Source organism: Enterococcus sp. AZ011 (assembly GCF_050548355.1).
Taxonomy (GTDB): domain Bacteria; phylum Bacillota; class Bacilli; order Lactobacillales; family Enterococcaceae; genus Enterococcus; species Enterococcus faecalis.
In genome coordinates this window covers 215,001-233,648 of sequence record NZ_CP172959.1, presented here as the reverse complement: position 1 = coordinate 233,648, position 18,648 = coordinate 215,001, and the positions used below count along the sequence as shown (strand labels likewise).

The following is an 18,648-nucleotide window of genomic DNA, read 5'->3' as shown; positions in this document are numbered from 1 at the left end:
CCAATGGTTTTCTTATAGGCAAAAGAATTAATAGACCAAAAAAAAACAGAAGGCTAGCCTTCTGTTTTTCTGCTACTTATTTAGCACGTTTTAAATACGTACCTTCCGCAGTATTGATTTCTAATAATTCGTCTGCTTCAACAAAATCTGGAACGTTAACAACTAATCCTGTTTCCATTGTAGCAGGTTTACCAGAACCAGTTACTGTTGCGCCTTTGATTGAAGGTTGTGTTTCAGCAACACGTAAGATTACCGTTGTTGGTAAAGTTAAACCAATGACTTCTTCACCATAAAATTGAATTTTTACTTCCATATTTTCTAATAAATATTTTAATTCTTCTTCAATTAAAGCAGTTGGTACTTCATATTGTTCATATGTTTCTAAATCCATGAAAATAGCCATATCATCTTGGCTGTATAAATATTGAACCGGTTTTGTATCGATGTGCGCTTTTTTCACTTTTTCATCTGGGCGCATTGTTGTATCTGTTGTTGAACCCGTACGAACATCTTTTAATTTCATACGCATAACCGTGTTACCTTTACCTGGTTTGTGGTGGCTAGCTTCCATTACTTTAATTAATTTGCCGTCTTGCTCAAAAGTCATACCGGCTTTTAAATCGCTTGCTGCAATCATTGTAATTTCTCCTTTTCTCTGGTTAATTCTTCATTATTGTAGCAAATAACCTAGGATTAATCTAGGAAATCACGTATCTTTTTTAGAAGTTTATCACTCCCCAGACATTGAATTGGGAAATAAAACGAGTTTAACTTGCCTTTTTTCTTGAATTGCGTTAGAATTACCAAGCTTTCATCAATTATTTTCACTTTTTACATAGAAAAAATCAATCATTAAAGGGGGTGATGATATGATACGTCAAACGCTATCTTTATCAAAAACACATGAGGTTGTCTGTCACTAAACATACGTTGGTGAGACAAATTGCCTTTCAGCGTATGTACTCGGTCTATTTGAAAGGAATTTAAAATCATGAACCCAACTATTCAACCTTACCAATTTAACATAATTAAAGAACAAGTCGCTGTGTTACTAAACACCTATACGTCTGTTAACGATGCTACGACTGTCAAAACTGTCCAGGCCCTATGTGCCGAAAAAATCAATGGGTTATTTCCAGAAGAACACCCTGCTGTTACGATTTTGTTGGACAAAGTGATGGATCGTCGTTTAACACGCGCGCGTGCTGAAAAATATTTAGACGAATTAAAAGAAACCGTGTTGCCCTTTAAAGAACCTTCAACACCACAAGTCACGAAAGTCTTTCGCAAAGTGAAAAAGTTAAAGATTCCTGAGTGGGAAAACATGGATTTACGGAACAATACCTATGTCGGTTGGAACGATGCTGGGACTCAGAAAAAATTTATCTTAGCTTATCGAGAAAATAAATTAATCGGCGTCCACGGCACCCTTTCACCCACCATTGTTAAAGGTGTTTGCTCCATCTGTCAAACAATCACGAATGTGTCTATGTTCCTAGCTACCACCAAATCAGGCGGCGACGGAACCTATACGAAAAAAGGCAATTACATTTGCCATGATAGCGACACCTGTAACCAACAATTAACACAACCTGAATATTTGGAAGCCTTTATGGAAAATGTTAAGGCTGTGAAATAACAAAAAAGAGCGTGGGACAAAAATCACTTTGGATTTTTGCTCCACGCTCAAAAACTGATAAACGGCGGGAACAGAACCAACTCCTTCGGAAATAAGCCGAAATTCTCCAAAAATTAAAGAGCAATTTTCGGAAATTTCTTCTTATTTCTCGGAGCTAAACGGTTCTGTCCCGACCTCTTTTTTGTTACATCTCTTTCAATTTCCCACGAAATTCTTCAATACTTTCATAACCTTTTGCTGCCATGATTTCTTGTAATTCTTTGGCTAGACGCGCAAAAACTTGTGGACCTTCTTGATGCAATTGTGTGCCAACTTGTACTAATGTCGCACCACATAAAAGATGCTCAAAAACATCTTTTCCACATGTAATACCGCCCGTTCCAATAATTTTGATTTCTGGTTTCAAACGTTGCGCAAACGCACGAACATTGGCTAACGCTGTTGGTTTGACATATTCGCCGCCCAGTCCACCGAAACCTCCTTTTGGTTTAATGACCACTTCTTCCTTGTCACTGTCAATATATAAACCATTACCGATGCTATTAATACTATTCACGTAAACTAAAGGGAATTTATTTAAAATTTCAGCCATTGCGTCAAAATGTGCAATATCAAAAAATGGGGGTAATTTTACACCTAATGGTTTAGTAAAAAATTGGAAAACTTCTGTTAAAAGCTTTTCTGTTAATTCAAAATCATAAGCAATTTGCGGTTTACTAGGCAAATTGGGACAAGACAAATTAAATTCTGTCACTCCTGTGTATTCACTTTCTTGCACTTTTTTTAAAATAGCGATATTTTCCTCATAATTCATACCAGATACAGATAAAAAGCGTAACTCCTCAGGAAATTCCTTTTGACGTGCAATCTGATAATCTAAATAATAATCAATCCCTAAATTAGGCAAGCCCATTGAGTTAATACTTCCTAATGGTGTATCAAAATACCGTGGTTCCTCATTGCCCTGACGAGGATTAGGTGTTGCCGTCTTAGCGACAAAAGCACCTGCTTGAGAAGCCGCTAACTCGTCCATTTCCTTAATTGTCATACAATGAATACCTGATGCGTTCATTAACACATTCGCCAATTTATGTCCCGAAAACTCTACTGAAATATCCAAAAGAAAAACCCTCCTGTAAATTGTTTTACTCATAAGCTTACCACCTTCACATAAGCTTTTTATGATTATAGCATGTTTTTTTGCGTTAGTGTTATTTATATAAATTTAAAAAGGAATAAGCCATTGTGACTTATTCCTTTTCTTAGGGAAACTAACGTATCCAAAATTGATTGATTCTTATCGTCCCACAATAAACGTCAATTCACATTCGCAGACCTTTTTATCTTCCACGTAAGCAGTCGCTTTGCCGATGCCGACAAAGTCACGTAATTTGACGATTTCAAAATGTAATTTCAAGACATCACCAGGGACCACTTTTTGACGGAATTTGGCTTTGTTAATACCGCCAATATAGGCCGTTTCACCTTCAAATTGATCCATTTTTAAGATTAAAATCGAACCTACTTGTGCCAATGCTTCAATAATCAAAACGCCTGGCATTGTTGGATTTCCAGGGAAATGTCCTTGGAAAAATTCTTCGTTAATTGTCACATTTTTTGTTGCAATAATCTTTTCATTTGGAATAATTTCATCCACATAATCAATATAACAAATCGGATAGCGATTAGGAATCATTTCCATAATTTCTGTTGCAGTCATTACTTTTTTCATACTAGTTTTCCTCCCATTTCTTCAAGCAAATTACACCATTATGGCCACCAAAGCCAAACGAATTACTAATTGTATAGTCCGCTGTAATGTCACGTGCACCTTCTGTGACATAATCTAAATCACAATCTGGATCAGCAACTTGGTAGCCTACTGTCGGATGAGCTTTTCCTTCTTGCAATGTTTGTACACAAGCAATCGCTTCGATACCGCCAGCCGCGCCCAATAAATGTCCAGTCATACTCTTTGTACTTGAAATTGGAATTTGCGATGCTCGCTCACCAAAGACACGCTTGATGGCCGTTGTTTCCGCAGCGTCATTCGCTGGGGTTGACGTACCATGAGCATTGATATACCCAATTTGTTCCGGCGTAATCCCTGCTTCTGCAATCGCCATTTCCATCGCAGCCGCCGCGCCACTACCGTCTTTTAAAGGAGCGGTCATGTGGCTAGCATCACAGTTGCTGCCATAGCCAACAATTTCGCCGTAGATAGTTGCGCCACGTTTCTGTGCATGCTCGAGTTCTTCTAAAACCAGCATTCCTGCGCCTTCACCCATCACAAAACCTTTTCGTTCTTTATCAAAAGGAATCGAAGCCCGAGTCGCATCTTCTGTTGTATTTAAAGCATTCAATGCTGCAAAGCCTGCAATCCCAATTTCACATACTGTGGCTTCTGTCCCCCCAGTTACCATCATGTCCGCTAAACCATATTTAATCGTGCGAAAAGCTTCACCAATCGCATTCGTCGCAGAAGCACAAGCAGTCACGATAGTTTGAGAAGGTCCTTTTGCACCTAAACGAATCGAAATATTTCCCGCTGCCATATTAGCAATTACCATGGGCACGAAAAATGGTGTTACGCGTTTTGCGCCTTTTTTATCCATTACCCGTACTTGGTCTTGTAAGGTAGTCATCCCACCAATCCCACTACCGACAATTACACCTAAACGAGTCGGGTCAATCGTTGCTTCTGTTAAACCACTCATTTCCCACGCTTCTAAAGCAGCGACCAAGCCATATTGAGAAAATAAGTCCATTCTTTTTTGCTCTTTGCGTTCTAAAACAGCACTTGGGTCAAACTCTTTCACTTCACCAGCCAAAGCTACCCCAGTATCTTCAGAATCAAATTTAGTAATTTTACCAATTCCTAGCTTGCCATCCACTAGATTATGCCAAAATTCTTTTACGGTATTGCCTAATGGTGTTACGGCACCCATGCCGGTTATGACCACTCTTTTCATACTGTACCTCCGAGTTTATTTTGATTATCAAACTATTATTTCATGCGGTTTCCAGCACTTTTTCTCAAAAAATAAGAAAAATAGTTTGACTTTCAAAGTATTTTGGTTAATAATTCAGACATCAGGAAAAATGTCTGTTTTTTTCAAGATTAGAAAATTGAGAAGATTTTGTTATCATTCTCACACAGATAATACCAGTTGAAATTTTATTCGTCAACTCAATAAATGTAACTTTTACATTTTGATGAAGAAAAGCCTATTCTATCAACAAAAATTTTTTATTAAAGGAGATTTTATATGTTTTTACAAAATAAGAATGTCGTCGTAATGGGTGTTGCCAACAAAAAAAGTATTGCTTGGGGCTGTGCAAAAGCATTAAAAGATCAAGGGGCCAATGTTATTTATACGTATCAAAACGAACGCATGAAAAAGCAAGTGGTTAAATTAGCAGATGAAAATGATTTGTTGGTGGAGTGCGATGTTGCTTCTGATGCGTCCATTCAAGCAGCCTTTGAAACAATTAAAAATGAAGTGGGCACGATCGATGGACTAGTCCATGCGATTGCTTTTGCCAAAAAAGAAGAATTGTCTGGAAACGTTAGTGACATCACTCGTGATGGTTTCCTATTAGCACAAGATATTAGTAGCTACTCTCTTTTAGCAGTCACTCATTATGCGAAACCTTTGTTAAATCCTGGTTCAGGAATTGTCACATTGACGTATTTAGGTTCCGAACGTGCGATTCCTAACTATAATATGATGGGGATTGCTAAAGCATCTTTAGAAACTGCCGTGAAATATCTAGCTTTTGAATTAGCTGCAGATAAAATTCGTGTCAACGGAATCTCCGCAGGAGCGATTAAAACATTGGCTGTGACTGGTGTAAAAGACTACGATCAATTGATTAGTATTTCTAATGAGCGGACACCAGATAAAACAGGTGTAACCATTGAAGAAGTCGGAAACACTTGTGCCTTTTTAGTCAGTGAACTAGCTAGTGGTGTGGTCGGTGACATCATTTATGTCGATAAAGGCGTTCACTTAACTTAATCATTTTTTGTCTTTATTTCTATTTATACATTAAAAAACAGAAATTGGACAATCTCTTTCACTCATTGATTGTCCAATTTCTGTTCTATTTTTTACTTTATTCTATAATAAAATTGACAGTTTCAATTCCAAAAACAGTTGTTAGGATTTGATTAACTTGTTCAAAAAGTTTTGATAAATCTTCCAGTTTATTTTTAGATTGGATTTTTTCAGAACCGTTATCGTAGCTTAAATGATTGTACGCTTCTTTAAAGGTTACTGCTGTGTCTTCTTTTCGATAAAGGATATATTCGTCATCTAGCATATCCATTTGTAGCTCCTGTTTAAATCCATTTCTGGCAACAACAGCAGAAACTAGATGAGCAACTGTCAAGCCATCTAACGGAATGTCCACTCCATTCATTGCTAATGTGTAGACGGTATCTTCCACTAAACCACAGGCGTTACAACCACCACTGGTTAAATCTACTGTACTTGTTATAATTGCCTCTTGCATCGTTTCTTCCCCCATATTGTTTTTTAAAGTTATTCTTTCATTTGTTATTTACGAACGTAATTCACATCATAATCGTCAACTTCAATATAGATATAGATTTTTTTATCAGGCATTTTACTACGAATATCTCGTTCAATCGCATTCACAACATCAGGTGCATCTTCTTCCATTGGTTCTACCACATCAATTTTTGCCGCTACTAAAATTTCAGTTGGGCCTAAATGAACGGTTTTTACATCAATTAGTTTTTCAACATCCGCCCGATCAAATGCGGTTTTAATTTTTGCTAAATCTGTAGCGGTCACACTTTCTCCTATAATCAAACTATAAAATTCTTTCGCTAAGAAAATGGCTGCACACATTAATAGTAAACCAATCAGTAAACCACTGATAGCATCAAATGCAGCAATCCCAGTTACCATTGTTAAAAGGGTTCCCACCAAAGCTAAACACAAACCAATAACCGCACAAAAGTCTTCCGTAAAAATAATTAAAATTTCACTGTGACGACTTTCTCGCAAAAATTTTAAGAGCGATAACTTCTCTGTATTCAATTCTTTGATTTCTTTCATCGCTACACGCAAAGAGCTACCTTCCACAAGCAAACCAAAAATTAAAATACCAATGACAATAGCCACATTTTCTACTTCATGAGAGGGATGCAGTAACTTCTGAATAGCCTCCATTACGCCTAACGCGCCCCCACCAAAAAAGAGCATCGTTGCAACAATTGTACTAAAAAAGTATTTTGCACGGCCTTCTCCAAATTGATGTAACGCACTTTGTCCACGAGAAGCGCGCTTATTCCCAAAAAGTAATAACACCTGATTACTACAGTCCACGACACTGTGGATACTTTCATTCATCATAGCGGTACTACCACTTAAAGCAAAACCAACAAATTTACTAATCGCTACTAAAATATTCGCAATCAGTGCGGCAATAACTGCAAACATGCCACTCGATTTTTTTGTCTCCATAATTACCTCCTATATGTAACGTAAAACTAAGATAAACCACCCGTTTATTCATCCATCATTTTACCACTTCTGAGGTATTTGTAAAAAAGAGTTCTCTTAAAATTCAAAAAGAAATGTACTGACTGTTTTAGTTGGCCCTCATTTATCGGTGTCCATCCCACTCTTGATAAAATTCCTCCAGATAAAGTTCCATAAATTGATGACGCTTTTCCGCCAATAAGCGACCATAATTTGTATTGATTTGTTCCTTTAACTTTAAAAGTTTCTCATAAAAATGCATAATAGCAGTATCTTCCCCATTCCGGTATTCTTCTTGGGTTAACTGTTCACGAGGTTGTTTGTGAGGATCGTGAATTAAACGGCCTTTATTTCCCGAATAAGCCATCACCCGTGCAATTCCAATTGCGCCGATGGCATCTAGTCGATCCGCATCCTGGACCACTTTTCCTTCTAATGTAGTAACTGTTTTCCCAGTATTTCCTCCTTTAAAGGACATATTAGCAATAATGGAAAGGATGTGATTCGTTTGCTCTGTTGATACGTTATTTGCTTCCAACCATTGTTGCACCTTTAGTAAGCCAGCCTCTTCACTTTCGTTAAATTTTTCATCGCCAATATCATGTAACAATGCTGTTAATATACATAAAAATAAATTTGCTTGTTCTTTCTCTGCAATTGTTTTTGCTAATTGTGTCACTCGATAAATATGCCACCAGTCATGGCCACTTGCTTCGTTGGCTAATTCTTGTTGAACATAACGCGCTGCTGCTTGAATAATTGTTTGTTCTTCAAAACTAAGAGATTCATTTTCAAACATCCTAACACTCCTTTATTCTGGATTTAAAATTTCCACCTGGATAATCCCGCTAGCTTTCAGAAACATATTGGTGACAATCGGACCTACAAAAGAAAATCCTCTTTTTTTTAAGTCTTTTGCTACGTTATCTGACAAAAGCTGTGTGCGCGGGACTTGGTATGCTTCTTCATAAATAGATAAAACGGGGACGTTTTTTACAAATTGCCATAGATAATTGGCAAAACTGCCAAATTCTTCTTGTACTTTTAAAATTGCTTGCGCATTTTTAATGGTTGCTTCAATTTTGCGCCGATTGCGAATCATATCTGGATCAGCTACTATTCGATCGACTTCGTCAGGCAACAGCGCGGCAACTTTTTCCGGCTTCATTTGGCAAAAATTTTTCATGAATGCTACTTTTTTCCCTGCGGCTGCTTTCCAACTTAAACCAACTTGAAAAACACCCACCGTCAACAATAAAAACAGCAAATCATCCTCTCTTGTAGGTTTTCCCCATTGTTCTGTATACCATTGATAGTTGTTCATCGCCGCCTCCTTTTAAGACTGTTCAAATGTTAATAATGCTTGTTTCATTGCTAAACCACCACGGTAACCGGTTAATTGTCCCTTGCTGCCGATGACTCGATGGCAAGGAATGACCATTAATAAAGGATTTTTCCCAATCGCTGTGCCAACTGCTCGAACCGCACGTGGACGCCCAATTTTTTCTGAAATTTCTTGATAGGTCATTGTCTCACCATAAGGGATTTCTTGCAACGCCTGCCAAACTTCTTTTTGAAAGGGCGTTCCTTCTATGTCTATGGGGCAAGCAAACGTTGTCGAATGTTGGTTAAGATAACTTATTAATGCTTCTTTATAAGGCGCAGTTTTCTTTTCAGAAGCTTCTAATTGTGCTTGAGGGTACCAGTTTTTCAGCTCTTCTATCGATTGATTGGCTGAACCTACAAAAGCTAGTCCAGCGTCTGTCACACCAAGATAATAGTGATCGTTCTGCCATTCTTGTTGCGCATAATAAATTTTTTTTGCCATATTTCTACACTTCTTTCTCGTGTTTTTCTTATCTTCATTATAATTCTTTTGGCTTTCAAAATCTTGCGCTCCTATCACTTTTTACTTGTTTTTATTAGGGATTCTTTTACAATGAAGAAAACGGGAGGTGTGCTTACAATGAAAACAACGTATCGACTTACTCAGAAACGTTGGGAAGCCATTCAAAATAATAATACGCAATTTGATGGTGATTTTTTTTATGGTGTGACCACAACTAAAATTTTTTGTCGTCCTTCGTGCCCTTCCCGTGTGCCCAATAAGAACCACGTTCTGATCTTCAAAACGGCTCAGGAAGCTTTAACACTTGGTTTTCGTCCATGTAAAAGATGTCAACCAACCGGGCAAGTCGTTCCTAACGAGGAATGGGTTGCTCAAATTAAGCAATTTATTGATCGGCATTCAGCGGAACCTTTAAGTTTAGACTATTTAGCGCAAACCTGCCACGGTAGTCCCTTTCATTTGCAGCGAACCTTTAAGGAACAGACGAAACAAACCCCATTAGCTTATTTAACAAGTGTCCGAATTAGGCAAGCCCAAGAATTGCTTCTCCATTCACCCCTTACGATTCAACAAATCGCGAAAAAAGTTGGCTTCCAAACCGCAGCATATTTTGCCACCACTTTTAAAAAAGAAACAGGCGTAACCCCCTCTGTTTATCGCAGTAAAAATGAGCCGAAAAAATAACATTTCGGCTCATCGGATTATTTATTGGGGCGTGATTGTAGCCATGCTACAATCAATTGACTGATTTCTGTTTGCTGTTGCTCATTAGAAATTGTCGCTTTGTTGTCTCCTTTTTGGACACCGTAATTACCAAACCCTGCATGGTTACCACCTTTGATAGATACATACTGCGTATCTTTTGGCAAAAACTGTTTGGCTTTTTGGTAGCTAGTCCAATTTAAAACACCATCGTTTGTGGCTGTTATTGACAGAACCGGCAGATCTTGCTTGTTTAGTGCACCTTTTTCGTCAGGATAGCTGGCTAAATAAATCATGCCTTTGATTCGTTGCTCATTTTCCGCTACAAAACGACTAGCCATCACACCACCCAGAGAATGCCCAGCCAAAACGAAGTTTTGTTGTGGATGATCCTTTATAATTTGTTCTGCAGCATTTGGTGCAAGAACCGCTAAATTCAAAGGATAATGAACAACATAGACATCATAACCTTTCGTAGCAACTTCTTGCGCCCATTCACTATAACTAGCGGGCGCAACCAATGCACCTGGATAAAAAATCAGTGCTGTATCATTTTTTTGCCCGTTTGTATAATAATCATAGTTTTTTTCTTGCGTGGCACTTTGGCTTATTTTTAAGGCTGAATCGGTTGCTTGATACGTACTATTTTTAATAAAAATAGTCAGACCGATGACTAATACCGCTAAAAAAAGCCCGATTCCTAGGACAATTTTTTTCCAGCGTGATTTTGTTCTATTTTTCATCTCATTTCCTCCCAATGAAAAAATTCTTCTTTCTGATTCTACCTTTAATAAAAAAAGAACACAACAATAGGAGTTGGTGAAGCAACCCTTTTCTTGCTCCACCAACTCCTAACTAGACTGTTTCTCGATGCCTTAGATTATTTTGATTCTTTTTCGCCTGCTTCTAAGTAGCTGACATCATTGACTTTATCCAAAGTATATTCGCCATTTTTGTAATGAATTGTTGTGATACTAGCATTCTTTAAACCGCCTTCTGGGACTTTAAAATCATCAAATAAAGTTGCTAACAACGCTGAAATACTCAAGCCATGAGAGACCACTAAAACATTGCCATTCCCGGGATTGGCTGATTCTGTGGCAACAATTTTATCTAAGCCTTTTTTTAAACGTTTGGTAATTGTAGCATAGTCTTCTGCAGGCCAGTTATTCTTGCTTTCCTCGCGCTGTTGATCCAGTTTAGCTACACTGTTGGCAAAAGATTCAGGGGTCATGTTTTTCATAAATTCTTCTAAGGAAACACCTTGATCATCAGCAATATCCTGCCACATTGTCTTGTTTAAATCCCCTTCATAGCTACCAAAATTAAATTCACGTAAATCTGGGTCCCGCACGACTTCAAGGTCTTTGCCTGCTTTATTTTGATCTAAAATAAGTTGAGCAGTTTGCAAGGCGCGGCCACTATCACTACTATATGCATTTTGAAAGGCAACATCTTTCAAACCAATCCCAGTTGCTGTCACAACTTTTTCACCTTCTGGTGTTAAGACCGCATCTGACCATCCTTGTACGCGGTCCGTCGTATTTAACATGGTTTTTCCATGGCGCACAATGTAAAGAGTTAGTTCTTCAGGTTTTGTCTCTTTTTCTTTTGTCGTTGCTTGCTGATTTTTACCACAACCAACCATTACTAAAATGGCCAGAAAAAGCATCCCCACAATCGTCAATCGTTTTTTCATTTTTTATTTCCCCTCATTTTCTACTCAGTTGTTAAGTTTTCACCATTACTAGCGATAACTTGTTTGTACCAATTAAATGATTTTTTCTTAGTTCGTTTCAAGGTTCCCTGACCTTCGTCATCCATGTCTACATAGATAAAGCCGTAACGTTTTTTCATTTCGCCAGTCCCTGCTGAAACTAAGTCAATACAACCCCATGGCGTATAACCAATTAAGTTAACCCCGTCTTCTTCTACTGCGGTTCTCATGGCTTCAATATGTTGTTTAAAATAATCAATGCGGTAATCGTCGACAATCGAGCCATCCTCTTGCAATGTGTCCACCGCGCCAAACCCGTTTTCAACCACAAACAATGGCATATTGTAACGATCTGACAACTGACACAATGAAATTCTTAACCCTAAAGGATCGACAGCCCAGCCCCATTCAGATTCTTGCAAATAAGGATTTTTAACCGCAGGCATTTGGTTGCCTCCGACATATTTTACTTCTTCGGGATAAGCAGTCGAAACGGTCGACATATAATAACTAAACCCGATATAATCAACTGTTCCTTTTTGAATAATCGCTAAATCCTCTGACTCCATTTGAATTGTCATTCCTTCACGCTCAAATTCTTTGAGCTTATGCGCTGGATAATAGCCCTTAGCCTGGACATCCATATAAAATTCTTGCTCTCGGTTAAATTGAACAGCTGCCATCACGTCCTCAGGTTTGCAGGACAAAGGATAACTTGGAATATAAGCCACCATCATACCAATCTGGAAATCTGGATTGATGGAATGTCCTAATTCAACTGCTTTCGCACTTGCTACAAATAGATGATGCGCTGCTTGATATTTACTTTGTTTATCATTATTGTGAATCCCAATTTGCGTCCAACTTCTTAAAAAATTAATTTCATTAAAAGTCATCCAATACTTCACTTTATCCTGATAACGCGTAAAAATGGTTTCGCAAAAGAAAACAAAGAAATCAATCACTTCACGATTTTTCCAACCATCATATTCATCGGCCAAATACATCGGAATATCAAAATGGTTAATCGTCACAACGGGCTCAATTCCATTGCGCAGCAAAGCATCAAAAACTTTATCATAAAAGGCTAAGCCTTCTTCATTAATCTCTTTTGTTCCATTTGGGCAAATCCGGCTCCAGGCGATAGACAGCCGAAAACATTTGAAACCCATTTCTGCAAATAAGGCGATATCTTCTTCGTAATGATGGTAAAAGTCCGTCGCTACATGACTAGGGTAGTATAACTCTTCATCGATATAACCAATCGCTCCTTCGGGTAATGCTTGATCGCGCGTACACGAAGCTTTTTGGCCCTCTTTAGTTAAATACGTAATCCGTCGCGGTTCTGTTTGACTACCACCAGTAATTGCATCTAATGTACTCAGACCTTTGCCTCCTGAAAGGTAGCCACCTTCATATTGGTTAGCAGCTGTTGCACCGCCCCATAAAAAATTTTCTGGAAATCCCATAAAATCCCTCTTTCCCTCTGTTTTTAGGCATCACAAAGAAACCATCAAGGGAATTGACACTGGCAGAAGAGTCCTTGTTTTTTCTACCAACGTCAAACGCCCTTTAATAGTTGCTAATTTTATTAATTACTTAAATCTTCACCATTTGTTGCGATTACTTTTTTGTACCAATCAAACGATTTCTTCTTGCTTCGTTTTAACGTACCATTTCCTTCGTTATCGCGATCCACATAGATAAAGCCATAGCGTTTTTTCATTTCACCTGTTCCAGCTGATACTAAATCAATACAGCCCCAAGTCGTATAGCCTAACAAGTCGACACCATCTTGTTCAACGGCATCTTTCATCGCTTGAATATGCGCCGCCAAATAATCGATACGATAATCATCGACTACATAACCATTTTCGTCTGGTGTATCTACCGCTCCTAAGCCATTTTCAACAATGAATAGTGGTTTTTGATAACGATCATATAAGTCATTCATCGTAATTCTCAAACCAAGTGGATCAATTTGCCAACCCCATTCACTGGCTTTTAGATAAGGATTTTTCACAGAGGCAAAGATGTTACCAGCTGTTTGTTCATTAATTTCTGGATCTGTTGATGTGACACGAGAAGAATAATAAGAGAACGAAATGAAGTCCACCGTATGTTCTTTTAAAAGTTCTTCGTCGCCTTCTTCCATTTCAATTTGAATACCTTTACGGGCCATTTCTTTTAAAGCATACGCAGGGTATTCCCCACGTGATTGGACATCAATAAAGAAATAATTTTCACGATCTGCTTGTCGAGCAGCGAAAACATCTTCTGGTTTACAAGTATAAGCGTAGTTGGAACCAGCCGCTAACATACAACCTACTTGGTTTTCAGGATCTACCTCATGAGCAATTTTTGTCGCAATTGCACTTGCTAGTAGTTCATGATGGGCCGCTTGGTATTTCACTTGTTCTTTGTTTTCGCCTTCTTCAAAGTATAGACCTGCTCCCATAAATGGTGCATGTAAAATCATATTAATTTCGTTAAATGTTAACCAATATTTGACTAATCCTTTATATCGGTTGAAAATTACACGACAAAGATTTTCATAGAAACCTACTAACTTACGACTACGCCAAGCGCCATATTCTTCCACTAAGTGCATTGGGCAGTCAAAGTGTGTAATCGTTACTAGTGGCTCAATCCCATATTTATGACATTCTTTGAATAAGTCTTCATAGAACTTCAAGCCTTCTTCATTCGGCTCTGTTTCATCTCCCATTGGAAAAATTCGACTCCAAGCAATGGATAAACGGTATGTTTTAAAACCCATTTCACCAAATAAGGCGATATCTTCTTTATAGCGATGATACATATCAATTGCCTCTTGTGCAGGATAGAAATGTTCTTCATCAAAGTTAAACATTTTCTTTTCACCAGTGATTACTGGAAAACGATCTGGACCCGTTGGCGCTAAATCGACGTTTGCCAAACCGCGTCCGCCTTCGTTATAGCCACCTTCACATTGATTGGCTGCTGTTGCGCCACCCCATAAAAAGTCTTTTCTAAATGCCATAAATTCTCTTCCTCCACATCTTTTTATATTAAAGCGGTCAGCAAATCATCACTTGTTGAAACTTCATTACTGCCGACTTCCAAAATATCTAAATAATCCGCTGTATTCGTCACAACGATTGGAATTTGTGTACTAAACCCAGCTTTTTTAATTCCTTCTAAATCAAAGGTTACTAATGTTTGACCTTTTTTCACGCGGTCACCTTGTTTTACAAAAGCTTCAAAGCCTTCGCCTTCTAATTGAACTGTATCAATCCCAATATGAATCAATAATTCTGTGCCGTTATCTGAAATCAAACCTAATGCATGTTTTGTTGGGAATAGTGTGACAATCGTTCCATCAAAGGGTGCAACCACTTTACCTTCCGTTGGTTCAATCACGACCCCATTTCCTAATGCTCCATTTGCAAAAGCAGGATCCTCTGCATTTTTTAAAGATAACACTCGTCCTTTGACTGGACTTGTAATATTTTCTTTTTTAATCGTTGTTTTATCAATAATCACTTCTTCCTCAACTGTATTGTCTTTCCAGAAGAAGAATGTTAGACCAAAACCAACGACCGCTGCAATGGCAATTGCAATAAAGGACTGGATCATCCCACTTGCATCATCACCATTGATAAAGTTTAGCACACCAAAAATTCCTAAACCACCCATTGTATAAGCTGTCACATTGTTGATCATCAAATATAAACCACCGACAGCGCCACCAATCATTGAATAAATAAATGGCCATTTTTTTGGTAAAGTGATTCCATAAATTGCTGGCTCTGTTACACCAAAAATACCAGAGATAATTGCTGGCGGACACAAAGCTTTTAACTTTTTATCTTTCAATTTGAAGAACATCGCTAAAACAACCGCTGTTTGCGCAAAACTAGCTGCAAATGATCCCGTTAATACTTGGCTTGAACCTTCTTGTGTCACTTGCATAATAGCTAATGGCACAACGCTCCAATGTAAACCAAAAATAACTAAGACTTGCCAGAAGAAACCAAGAATCAAACCATACAAAGCTGGTGAGAAACTCATTAATGCTGTAAAGCCAGCGCTTAATAAATCTGTTAGCATGCTAACGATTGGCCCAATTACTAAGAAACCAATTGGTAAGGCAATCAACAACACGAAAAACGGTACTAAGAACGTTTGAACAACTTCTGGAATAATCCGTTTAAACACTTTTTGAACTTGTGCCGCAAAAGCAATAATGAAGATGATTGGTACGACACTACTTGTATAGTTCGCACCGACCCAAGGAATCCCCATAAATGTATTATAGGCAGGTAAACCGAATAAATTATACGGTGCTGCGGCTCCGGCACCCGCTGTTGTATCAAAGGCCGTTTGTAATGCACTTCCTTGAATCGTTGGGTAACATAAAGCTGCGCCAATCACGATCCCTACCATTGGATGCAACCGGAATTTTTTAGCTGCTGTATAACCTAAAATAACTGGCATAAAGTAGAAAATTGCATCGCCAATCCCATTTAACATGGTATAAGTCCCTGACGTAGCCGTATAGAGCTTTAAGAAAACCAATAAGGCATTTAACCCTTTGACCATCCCAGCCGCTGCTAACGCCCCTAAAAAGGGTTGGAAACAACCACTTAAAATATCTATTAAGCGATCAAATAAATTCCCACTGGAAGCTTCTTCTTCACGTTCTCCTGACAAGCCTGCAATACTAACTACTTCTTCGTAAACGGCTGGAACATGGTTCCCAATAACGACTTGGTATTGTCCACCGCTTTTCATAACAGTTACCACACCGTCCATATTTTTTAAGACATCATCATTCGCTTGACTCTCATCTTTTAATTTGAAGCGAAGACGTGTGATACAATGTGTCAAACTATTAATATTCTCTTGCCCACCGACATTTTTTACAATTTTTTCTGCTAGTTCATGATATTTTCCCATCTTTTTTTCCTCCAAAAATTTATTTTCATTTGAAGGTTTAGCCAACTGAATGTCACTATCCAAAGTGGTGCGTTTATTGTTCCGTTGTTTGTACAATTCGTGCAATGTGAATCGTTAGGTACAAGCGTTCTTCATTTGAAACTTGATAGTCATAGTTCTCATTTAAATACAAGCTGATCTTTTCCACGCAACGATAGGCGTTGAGATATTTCTTTTTAATTACCGCATACAGTTCTTCATCATCATTTTCGACAACTTCACGTTGGTGTAATAAGCGATAACAGAAAAATTTTAAATGTGTGCTAAATCGATAAAAGTAAACAGAGTCTTCATCAAAACTTACCTTAAAATAGTATTTGACGATATTTGTAATCTCTTGCATCAACTTTGTCAATTCGTAAATATTACCGACTTCTTCCTCCATCTCCGCATTCACCAAGTGCAATGCGATAAAACCTGCCTCATCCGTTGACAATTCCATTCCTACGCGCTTTTGTACCATTTTTAAAGCATTTACTCCTACTTCGTACTCTTCAGGAAAAAAACGTTTAATATCCCATAATAATAAATTCTTAATTGCAATTCCTTGTTTTTTTCTTTCTAAAGCTGTGTACAAATGATCCGTCAGAGAAATATAAATGGTATCATTCAAACTCTTTTTCAACGTTGATTTTGCATAAACAATAATGTCATCCGAGAGTTTCATCATCTCTAAAGGAATATTTCCTAACAATTCTTGAAACTTAAGTGATGTTTCTTGATTGGCTAAATAAAAAACTTGATCGATACTTTCATCAGGAACCCAATCCCCAATGCGTTTCTTAAAAGCAATTCCTTTGCCCATAACAATTTGCTCTCGTTTATCATCATCTAATGTAATAACCACATTATTGTTTAAAATTTTGTGAATAATCAATGCCCCACCTCCTTTGTGTTTCGTTGAAAAAAGAAAAACCCAATTTCTTCAAAAAGAACGACACACCTGTCGCTTCATGAAAAAATTAGGTTTAGCTTGTCTTTAAACAATCACTATCCATCTATTTACTTATCCCTACATCCAAAGAATAACATATTTACAACAAATGTCAACGCTTTCAACGACATTTTTTTGTAATAAAAATAAAAAAAGCATACAAACAATGTTTGTATGCTTCACTATGACCCGTACGGGACTCGAACCCGTGTTACCGCCGTGAAAGGGCGGTGTCTTAACCGCTTGACCAACGGGCCATTAAAAAGAAAAAACGGAGAAGGAGGGATTTGAACCCTCGCGCCGGTTTCCCGACCTACACCCTTAGCAGGGGCGCCTCTTCAGCCACTTGAGTACTTCCCCAAGAAATAAATGGGCCTAAATGGACTCGAACCATCGACCTCACGCTTATCAGGCGTGCGCTCTAACCAGCTGAGCTATAGGCCCCAAATAAGAAAAAAGCGGGTGACGAGAATCGAACTCGCGACAACAGCTTGGAAGGCTGTGGTTTTACCACTAAACTACACCCGCAAATTTTTCTTGGATGGCGCGGGACAGAATCGAACTGCCGACACATGGAGCTTCAATCCATTGCTCTACCAACTGAGCTACCGAGCCAAAAACGGTCTGGACGGGACTCGAACCCGCGACCTCCTGCGTGACAGGCAGGCATTCTAACCAGCTGAACTACCAAACCAATTCGTTTTTGCTTTATGCAAATGTATGCTTTAAAAAATAAAAGCAATTGCGGGGGCAGGATTTGAACCTACGACCTTCGGGTTATGAGCCCGACGAGCTACCTGACTGCTCCACCCCGCGATAATTAGACCAAGGAAACTTAATTCCTAAGAAAGGAGGATAAGGGATTCGAACCCTTGCACGGTTTTACCCGCCTGACGGTTTTCAAGACCGTTCCCTTCAGCCGGACTTGGGTAATCCTCCGTAACAAAACTATGACCCGTACGGGACTCGAACCCGTGTTACCGCCGTGAAAGGGCGGTGTCTTAACCGCTTGACCAACGGGCCATTTTATAAAATTATGGGCCTAAATGGACTCGAACCATCGACCTCACGCTTATCAGGCGTGCGCTCTAACCAGCTGAGCTATAGGCCCAAAAAGAAAAGCGGGTGACGAGAATCGAACTCGCGACAACAGCTTGGAAGGCTGTGGTTTTACCACTAAACTACACCCGCATGGCGGTCTGGACGGGACTCGAACCCGCGACCTCCTGCGTGACAGGCAGGCATTCTAACCAGCTGAACTACCAAACCATACTTTTCTTTTTATGTGCTTTTGAAATCAAAAGCAATTGC

At 38.6% G+C, this 18,648-nt stretch carries 18 protein-coding genes and 13 tRNA genes (1 of these 31 cut by a window edge); 3 read left to right on the top strand and 28 right to left on the bottom strand.

Annotated features, from left to right (window positions below; translation table 11 throughout):
• Positions 1 to 76: 76 nt before the first annotated feature.
• Positions 77 to 637 carry an elongation factor P gene (gene efp / locus IGL36_RS01230; RefSeq protein ID WP_002355202.1) on the bottom strand — a complete coding sequence of 187 codons (561 nt, stop codon included), beginning with the start codon at positions 635 to 637 and terminating at the stop codon, positions 77 to 79.
• A gap of 354 nt (positions 638 to 991) precedes the next feature.
• Here efp and IGL36_RS01225 point away from each other — a divergent pair, with 354 nt between their 5' ends.
• The gene (locus tag IGL36_RS01225) at positions 992 to 1,639 is read left to right on the top strand and encodes a FusB/FusC family EF-G-binding protein (protein WP_002355200.1); all 648 of its coding nucleotides are present in this window, start codon (positions 992 to 994) and stop codon (positions 1,637 to 1,639) included.
• Between the two features lie 184 nt (positions 1,640 to 1,823).
• Here IGL36_RS01225 and IGL36_RS01220 read toward each other — a convergent pair whose 3' ends face one another.
• The 3 genes from IGL36_RS01220 to fabF form a co-directional block, all read right to left on the bottom strand.
• Positions 1,824 to 2,792 carry a dihydroorotate oxidase gene (locus tag IGL36_RS01220; protein ID WP_002397563.1) on the bottom strand — a complete coding sequence of 323 codons (969 nt, stop codon included), beginning with the start codon at positions 2,790 to 2,792 and terminating at the stop codon, positions 1,824 to 1,826.
• A gap of 144 nt (positions 2,793 to 2,936) precedes the next feature.
• Positions 2,937 to 3,371 (bottom strand): 3-hydroxyacyl-ACP dehydratase FabZ, encoded by a 435-nt coding sequence (fabZ, locus tag IGL36_RS01215; RefSeq protein WP_002355197.1) that lies wholly within the window; start codon positions 3,369 to 3,371, stop codon positions 2,937 to 2,939.
• A gap of 1 nt (position 3,372) precedes the next feature.
• The gene (gene fabF / locus IGL36_RS01210) at positions 3,373 to 4,611 is read right to left on the bottom strand and encodes a beta-ketoacyl-ACP synthase II (RefSeq protein ID WP_002358339.1); all 1,239 of its coding nucleotides are present in this window, start codon (positions 4,609 to 4,611) and stop codon (positions 3,373 to 3,375) included.
• 297 nt (positions 4,612 to 4,908) lie between these two features.
• Between fabF and fabI the strand changes: the two genes are divergently transcribed.
• Entirely contained in the window at positions 4,909 to 5,661 is a 753-nt protein-coding gene (gene fabI / locus IGL36_RS01205) for an enoyl-ACP reductase FabI (RefSeq protein ID WP_002358338.1), read from the top strand.
• A 97-nt stretch (positions 5,662 to 5,758) separates the two neighbouring features.
• Here fabI and IGL36_RS01200 read toward each other — a convergent pair whose 3' ends face one another.
• From IGL36_RS01200 to IGL36_RS01180, 5 genes are all read right to left on the bottom strand, one after another.
• Entirely contained in the window at positions 5,759 to 6,172 is a 414-nt protein-coding gene (locus IGL36_RS01200; protein WP_002364994.1) for a DUF4809 family protein, read from the bottom strand.
• Between the two features lie 29 nt (positions 6,173 to 6,201).
• Positions 6,202 to 7,137, bottom strand: a complete 936-nt coding sequence (locus tag IGL36_RS01195) for a cation diffusion facilitator family transporter (protein WP_002355191.1) — start codon at positions 7,135 to 7,137, stop codon at positions 6,202 to 6,204.
• Positions 7,138 to 7,279: 142 nt separating this feature from the next.
• On the bottom strand, positions 7,280 to 7,954 hold the full coding sequence (locus tag IGL36_RS01190; RefSeq protein ID WP_002364995.1) for an HD domain-containing protein: 675 nt from the start codon (positions 7,952 to 7,954) through the stop codon (positions 7,280 to 7,282).
• A gap of 12 nt (positions 7,955 to 7,966) precedes the next feature.
• Positions 7,967 to 8,479 (bottom strand): DNA-3-methyladenine glycosylase I, encoded by a 513-nt coding sequence (locus tag IGL36_RS01185; protein WP_002355189.1) that lies wholly within the window; start codon positions 8,477 to 8,479, stop codon positions 7,967 to 7,969.
• A gap of 12 nt (positions 8,480 to 8,491) precedes the next feature.
• Complete coding sequence (locus IGL36_RS01180; protein ID WP_002355188.1) at positions 8,492 to 8,983, bottom strand: methylated-DNA--[protein]-cysteine S-methyltransferase; 492 nt, start codon at positions 8,981 to 8,983, stop codon at positions 8,492 to 8,494.
• Between the two features lie 111 nt (positions 8,984 to 9,094).
• On the opposite strand from IGL36_RS01180, the gene IGL36_RS01175 reads away from it, so the two are divergent.
• A complete protein-coding gene (locus IGL36_RS01175; protein WP_002358333.1) occupies positions 9,095 to 9,688 on the top strand; it encodes a bifunctional transcriptional activator/DNA repair enzyme AdaA in 594 nt (197 codons plus the stop codon).
• Between the two features lie 17 nt (positions 9,689 to 9,705).
• Here the strand turns inward: IGL36_RS01175 and IGL36_RS01170 are convergent, their stop codons facing one another.
• The 19 genes from IGL36_RS01170 to IGL36_RS01080 all read right to left on the bottom strand — a co-directional run.
• Positions 9,706 to 10,449 carry an alpha/beta hydrolase gene (locus IGL36_RS01170; protein ID WP_002397567.1) on the bottom strand — a complete coding sequence of 248 codons (744 nt, stop codon included), beginning with the start codon at positions 10,447 to 10,449 and terminating at the stop codon, positions 9,706 to 9,708.
• 137 nt (positions 10,450 to 10,586) lie between these two features.
• On the bottom strand, positions 10,587 to 11,405 hold the full coding sequence (locus tag IGL36_RS01165) for a histidine phosphatase family protein (protein ID WP_002364999.1): 819 nt from the start codon (positions 11,403 to 11,405) through the stop codon (positions 10,587 to 10,589).
• Between the two features lie 20 nt (positions 11,406 to 11,425).
• Positions 11,426 to 12,892, bottom strand: a complete 1,467-nt coding sequence (locus IGL36_RS01160) for a glycoside hydrolase family 1 protein (RefSeq protein WP_002365000.1) — start codon at positions 12,890 to 12,892, stop codon at positions 11,426 to 11,428.
• A 122-nt stretch (positions 12,893 to 13,014) separates the two neighbouring features.
• Positions 13,015 to 14,445 carry a 6-phospho-beta-glucosidase gene (locus IGL36_RS01155; protein ID WP_002355183.1) on the bottom strand — a complete coding sequence of 477 codons (1,431 nt, stop codon included), beginning with the start codon at positions 14,443 to 14,445 and terminating at the stop codon, positions 13,015 to 13,017.
• A 23-nt stretch (positions 14,446 to 14,468) separates the two neighbouring features.
• Positions 14,469 to 16,364, bottom strand: a complete 1,896-nt coding sequence (locus tag IGL36_RS01150; RefSeq protein WP_010716746.1) for a beta-glucoside-specific PTS transporter subunit IIABC — start codon at positions 16,362 to 16,364, stop codon at positions 14,469 to 14,471.
• Positions 16,365 to 16,437: 73 nt separating this feature from the next.
• On the bottom strand, positions 16,438 to 17,280 hold the full coding sequence (licT, locus tag IGL36_RS01145) for a BglG family transcription antiterminator LicT (protein ID WP_002355181.1): 843 nt from the start codon (positions 17,278 to 17,280) through the stop codon (positions 16,438 to 16,440).
• Between the two features lie 242 nt (positions 17,281 to 17,522).
• Positions 17,523 to 17,594 (bottom strand) — tRNA-Glu (locus IGL36_RS01140).
• A 15-nt stretch (positions 17,595 to 17,609) separates the two neighbouring features.
• Positions 17,610 to 17,697 (bottom strand) — tRNA-Ser (locus tag IGL36_RS01135).
• A gap of 10 nt (positions 17,698 to 17,707) precedes the next feature.
• Positions 17,708 to 17,781 (bottom strand) — tRNA-Ile (locus IGL36_RS01130).
• Between the two features lie 13 nt (positions 17,782 to 17,794).
• Positions 17,795 to 17,865 (bottom strand) — tRNA-Gly (locus IGL36_RS01125).
• A 14-nt stretch (positions 17,866 to 17,879) separates the two neighbouring features.
• Positions 17,880 to 17,952: transfer RNA gene (locus IGL36_RS01120), tRNA-Phe, on the bottom strand.
• Between the two features lie 5 nt (positions 17,953 to 17,957).
• Positions 17,958 to 18,031: transfer RNA gene (locus tag IGL36_RS01115), tRNA-Asp, on the bottom strand.
• 48 nt (positions 18,032 to 18,079) lie between these two features.
• A tRNA-Met gene (locus tag IGL36_RS01110) sits at positions 18,080 to 18,153 on the bottom strand.
• A 33-nt stretch (positions 18,154 to 18,186) separates the two neighbouring features.
• Positions 18,187 to 18,276, bottom strand: a tRNA-Ser gene (locus IGL36_RS01105).
• 12 nt (positions 18,277 to 18,288) lie between these two features.
• A tRNA-Glu gene (locus IGL36_RS01100) sits at positions 18,289 to 18,360 on the bottom strand.
• 14 nt (positions 18,361 to 18,374) lie between these two features.
• A tRNA-Ile gene (locus IGL36_RS01095) sits at positions 18,375 to 18,448 on the bottom strand.
• A 9-nt stretch (positions 18,449 to 18,457) separates the two neighbouring features.
• Positions 18,458 to 18,528 (bottom strand) — tRNA-Gly (locus IGL36_RS01090).
• Between the two features lies 1 nt (position 18,529).
• A tRNA-Asp gene (locus IGL36_RS01085) sits at positions 18,530 to 18,606 on the bottom strand.
• 38 nt (positions 18,607 to 18,644) lie between these two features.
• Positions 18,645 to 18,648: transfer RNA gene (locus IGL36_RS01080), tRNA-Met, on the bottom strand; it runs 70 nt beyond the window's last position.

Coding starts and splice junctions, on each gene's coding strand:
- IGL36_RS01200 (WP_002364994.1), bottom strand. CDS start 6,172: ATGGGGGAAGAAACGATGCAAGAGGCAATTATAACAAGTACAGTAGAT.
- IGL36_RS01165 (WP_002364999.1), bottom strand. CDS start 11,405: ATGAAAAAACGATTGACGATTGTGGGGATGCTTTTTCTGGCCATTTTA.
- efp (WP_002355202.1), bottom strand. CDS start 637: ATGATTGCAGCAAGCGATTTAAAAGCCGGTATGACTTTTGAGCAAGAC.
- IGL36_RS01170 (WP_002397567.1), bottom strand. CDS start 10,449: ATGAAAAATAGAACAAAATCACGCTGGAAAAAAATTGTCCTAGGAATC.
- fabF (WP_002358339.1), bottom strand. CDS start 4,611: ATGAAAAGAGTGGTCATAACCGGCATGGGTGCCGTAACACCATTAGGC.
- IGL36_RS01155 (WP_002355183.1), bottom strand. CDS start 14,445: ATGGCATTTAGAAAAGACTTTTTATGGGGTGGCGCAACAGCAGCCAAT.
- IGL36_RS01185 (WP_002355189.1), bottom strand. CDS start 8,479: ATGAACAACTATCAATGGTATACAGAACAATGGGGAAAACCTACAAGA.
- IGL36_RS01195 (WP_002355191.1), bottom strand. CDS start 7,137: ATGGAGACAAAAAAATCGAGTGGCATGTTTGCAGTTATTGCCGCACTG.
- fabZ (WP_002355197.1), bottom strand. CDS start 3,371: ATGAAAAAAGTAATGACTGCAACAGAAATTATGGAAATGATTCCTAAT.
- IGL36_RS01180 (WP_002355188.1), bottom strand. CDS start 8,983: ATGGCAAAAAAAATTTATTATGCGCAACAAGAATGGCAGAACGATCAC.
- IGL36_RS01190 (WP_002364995.1), bottom strand. CDS start 7,954: ATGTTTGAAAATGAATCTCTTAGTTTTGAAGAACAAACAATTATTCAA.
- IGL36_RS01160 (WP_002365000.1), bottom strand. CDS start 12,892: ATGGGATTTCCAGAAAATTTTTTATGGGGCGGTGCAACAGCTGCTAAC.
- fabI (WP_002358338.1), top strand. CDS start 4,909: ATGTTTTTACAAAATAAGAATGTCGTCGTAATGGGTGTTGCCAACAAA.
- IGL36_RS01225 (WP_002355200.1), top strand. CDS start 992: ATGAACCCAACTATTCAACCTTACCAATTTAACATAATTAAAGAACAA.
- IGL36_RS01175 (WP_002358333.1), top strand. CDS start 9,095: ATGAAGAAAACGGGAGGTGTGCTTACAATGAAAACAACGTATCGACTT.
- IGL36_RS01150 (WP_010716746.1), bottom strand. CDS start 16,364: ATGGGAAAATATCATGAACTAGCAGAAAAAATTGTAAAAAATGTCGGT.
- IGL36_RS01220 (WP_002397563.1), bottom strand. CDS start 2,792: ATGAGTAAAACAATTTACAGGAGGGTTTTTCTTTTGGATATTTCAGTA.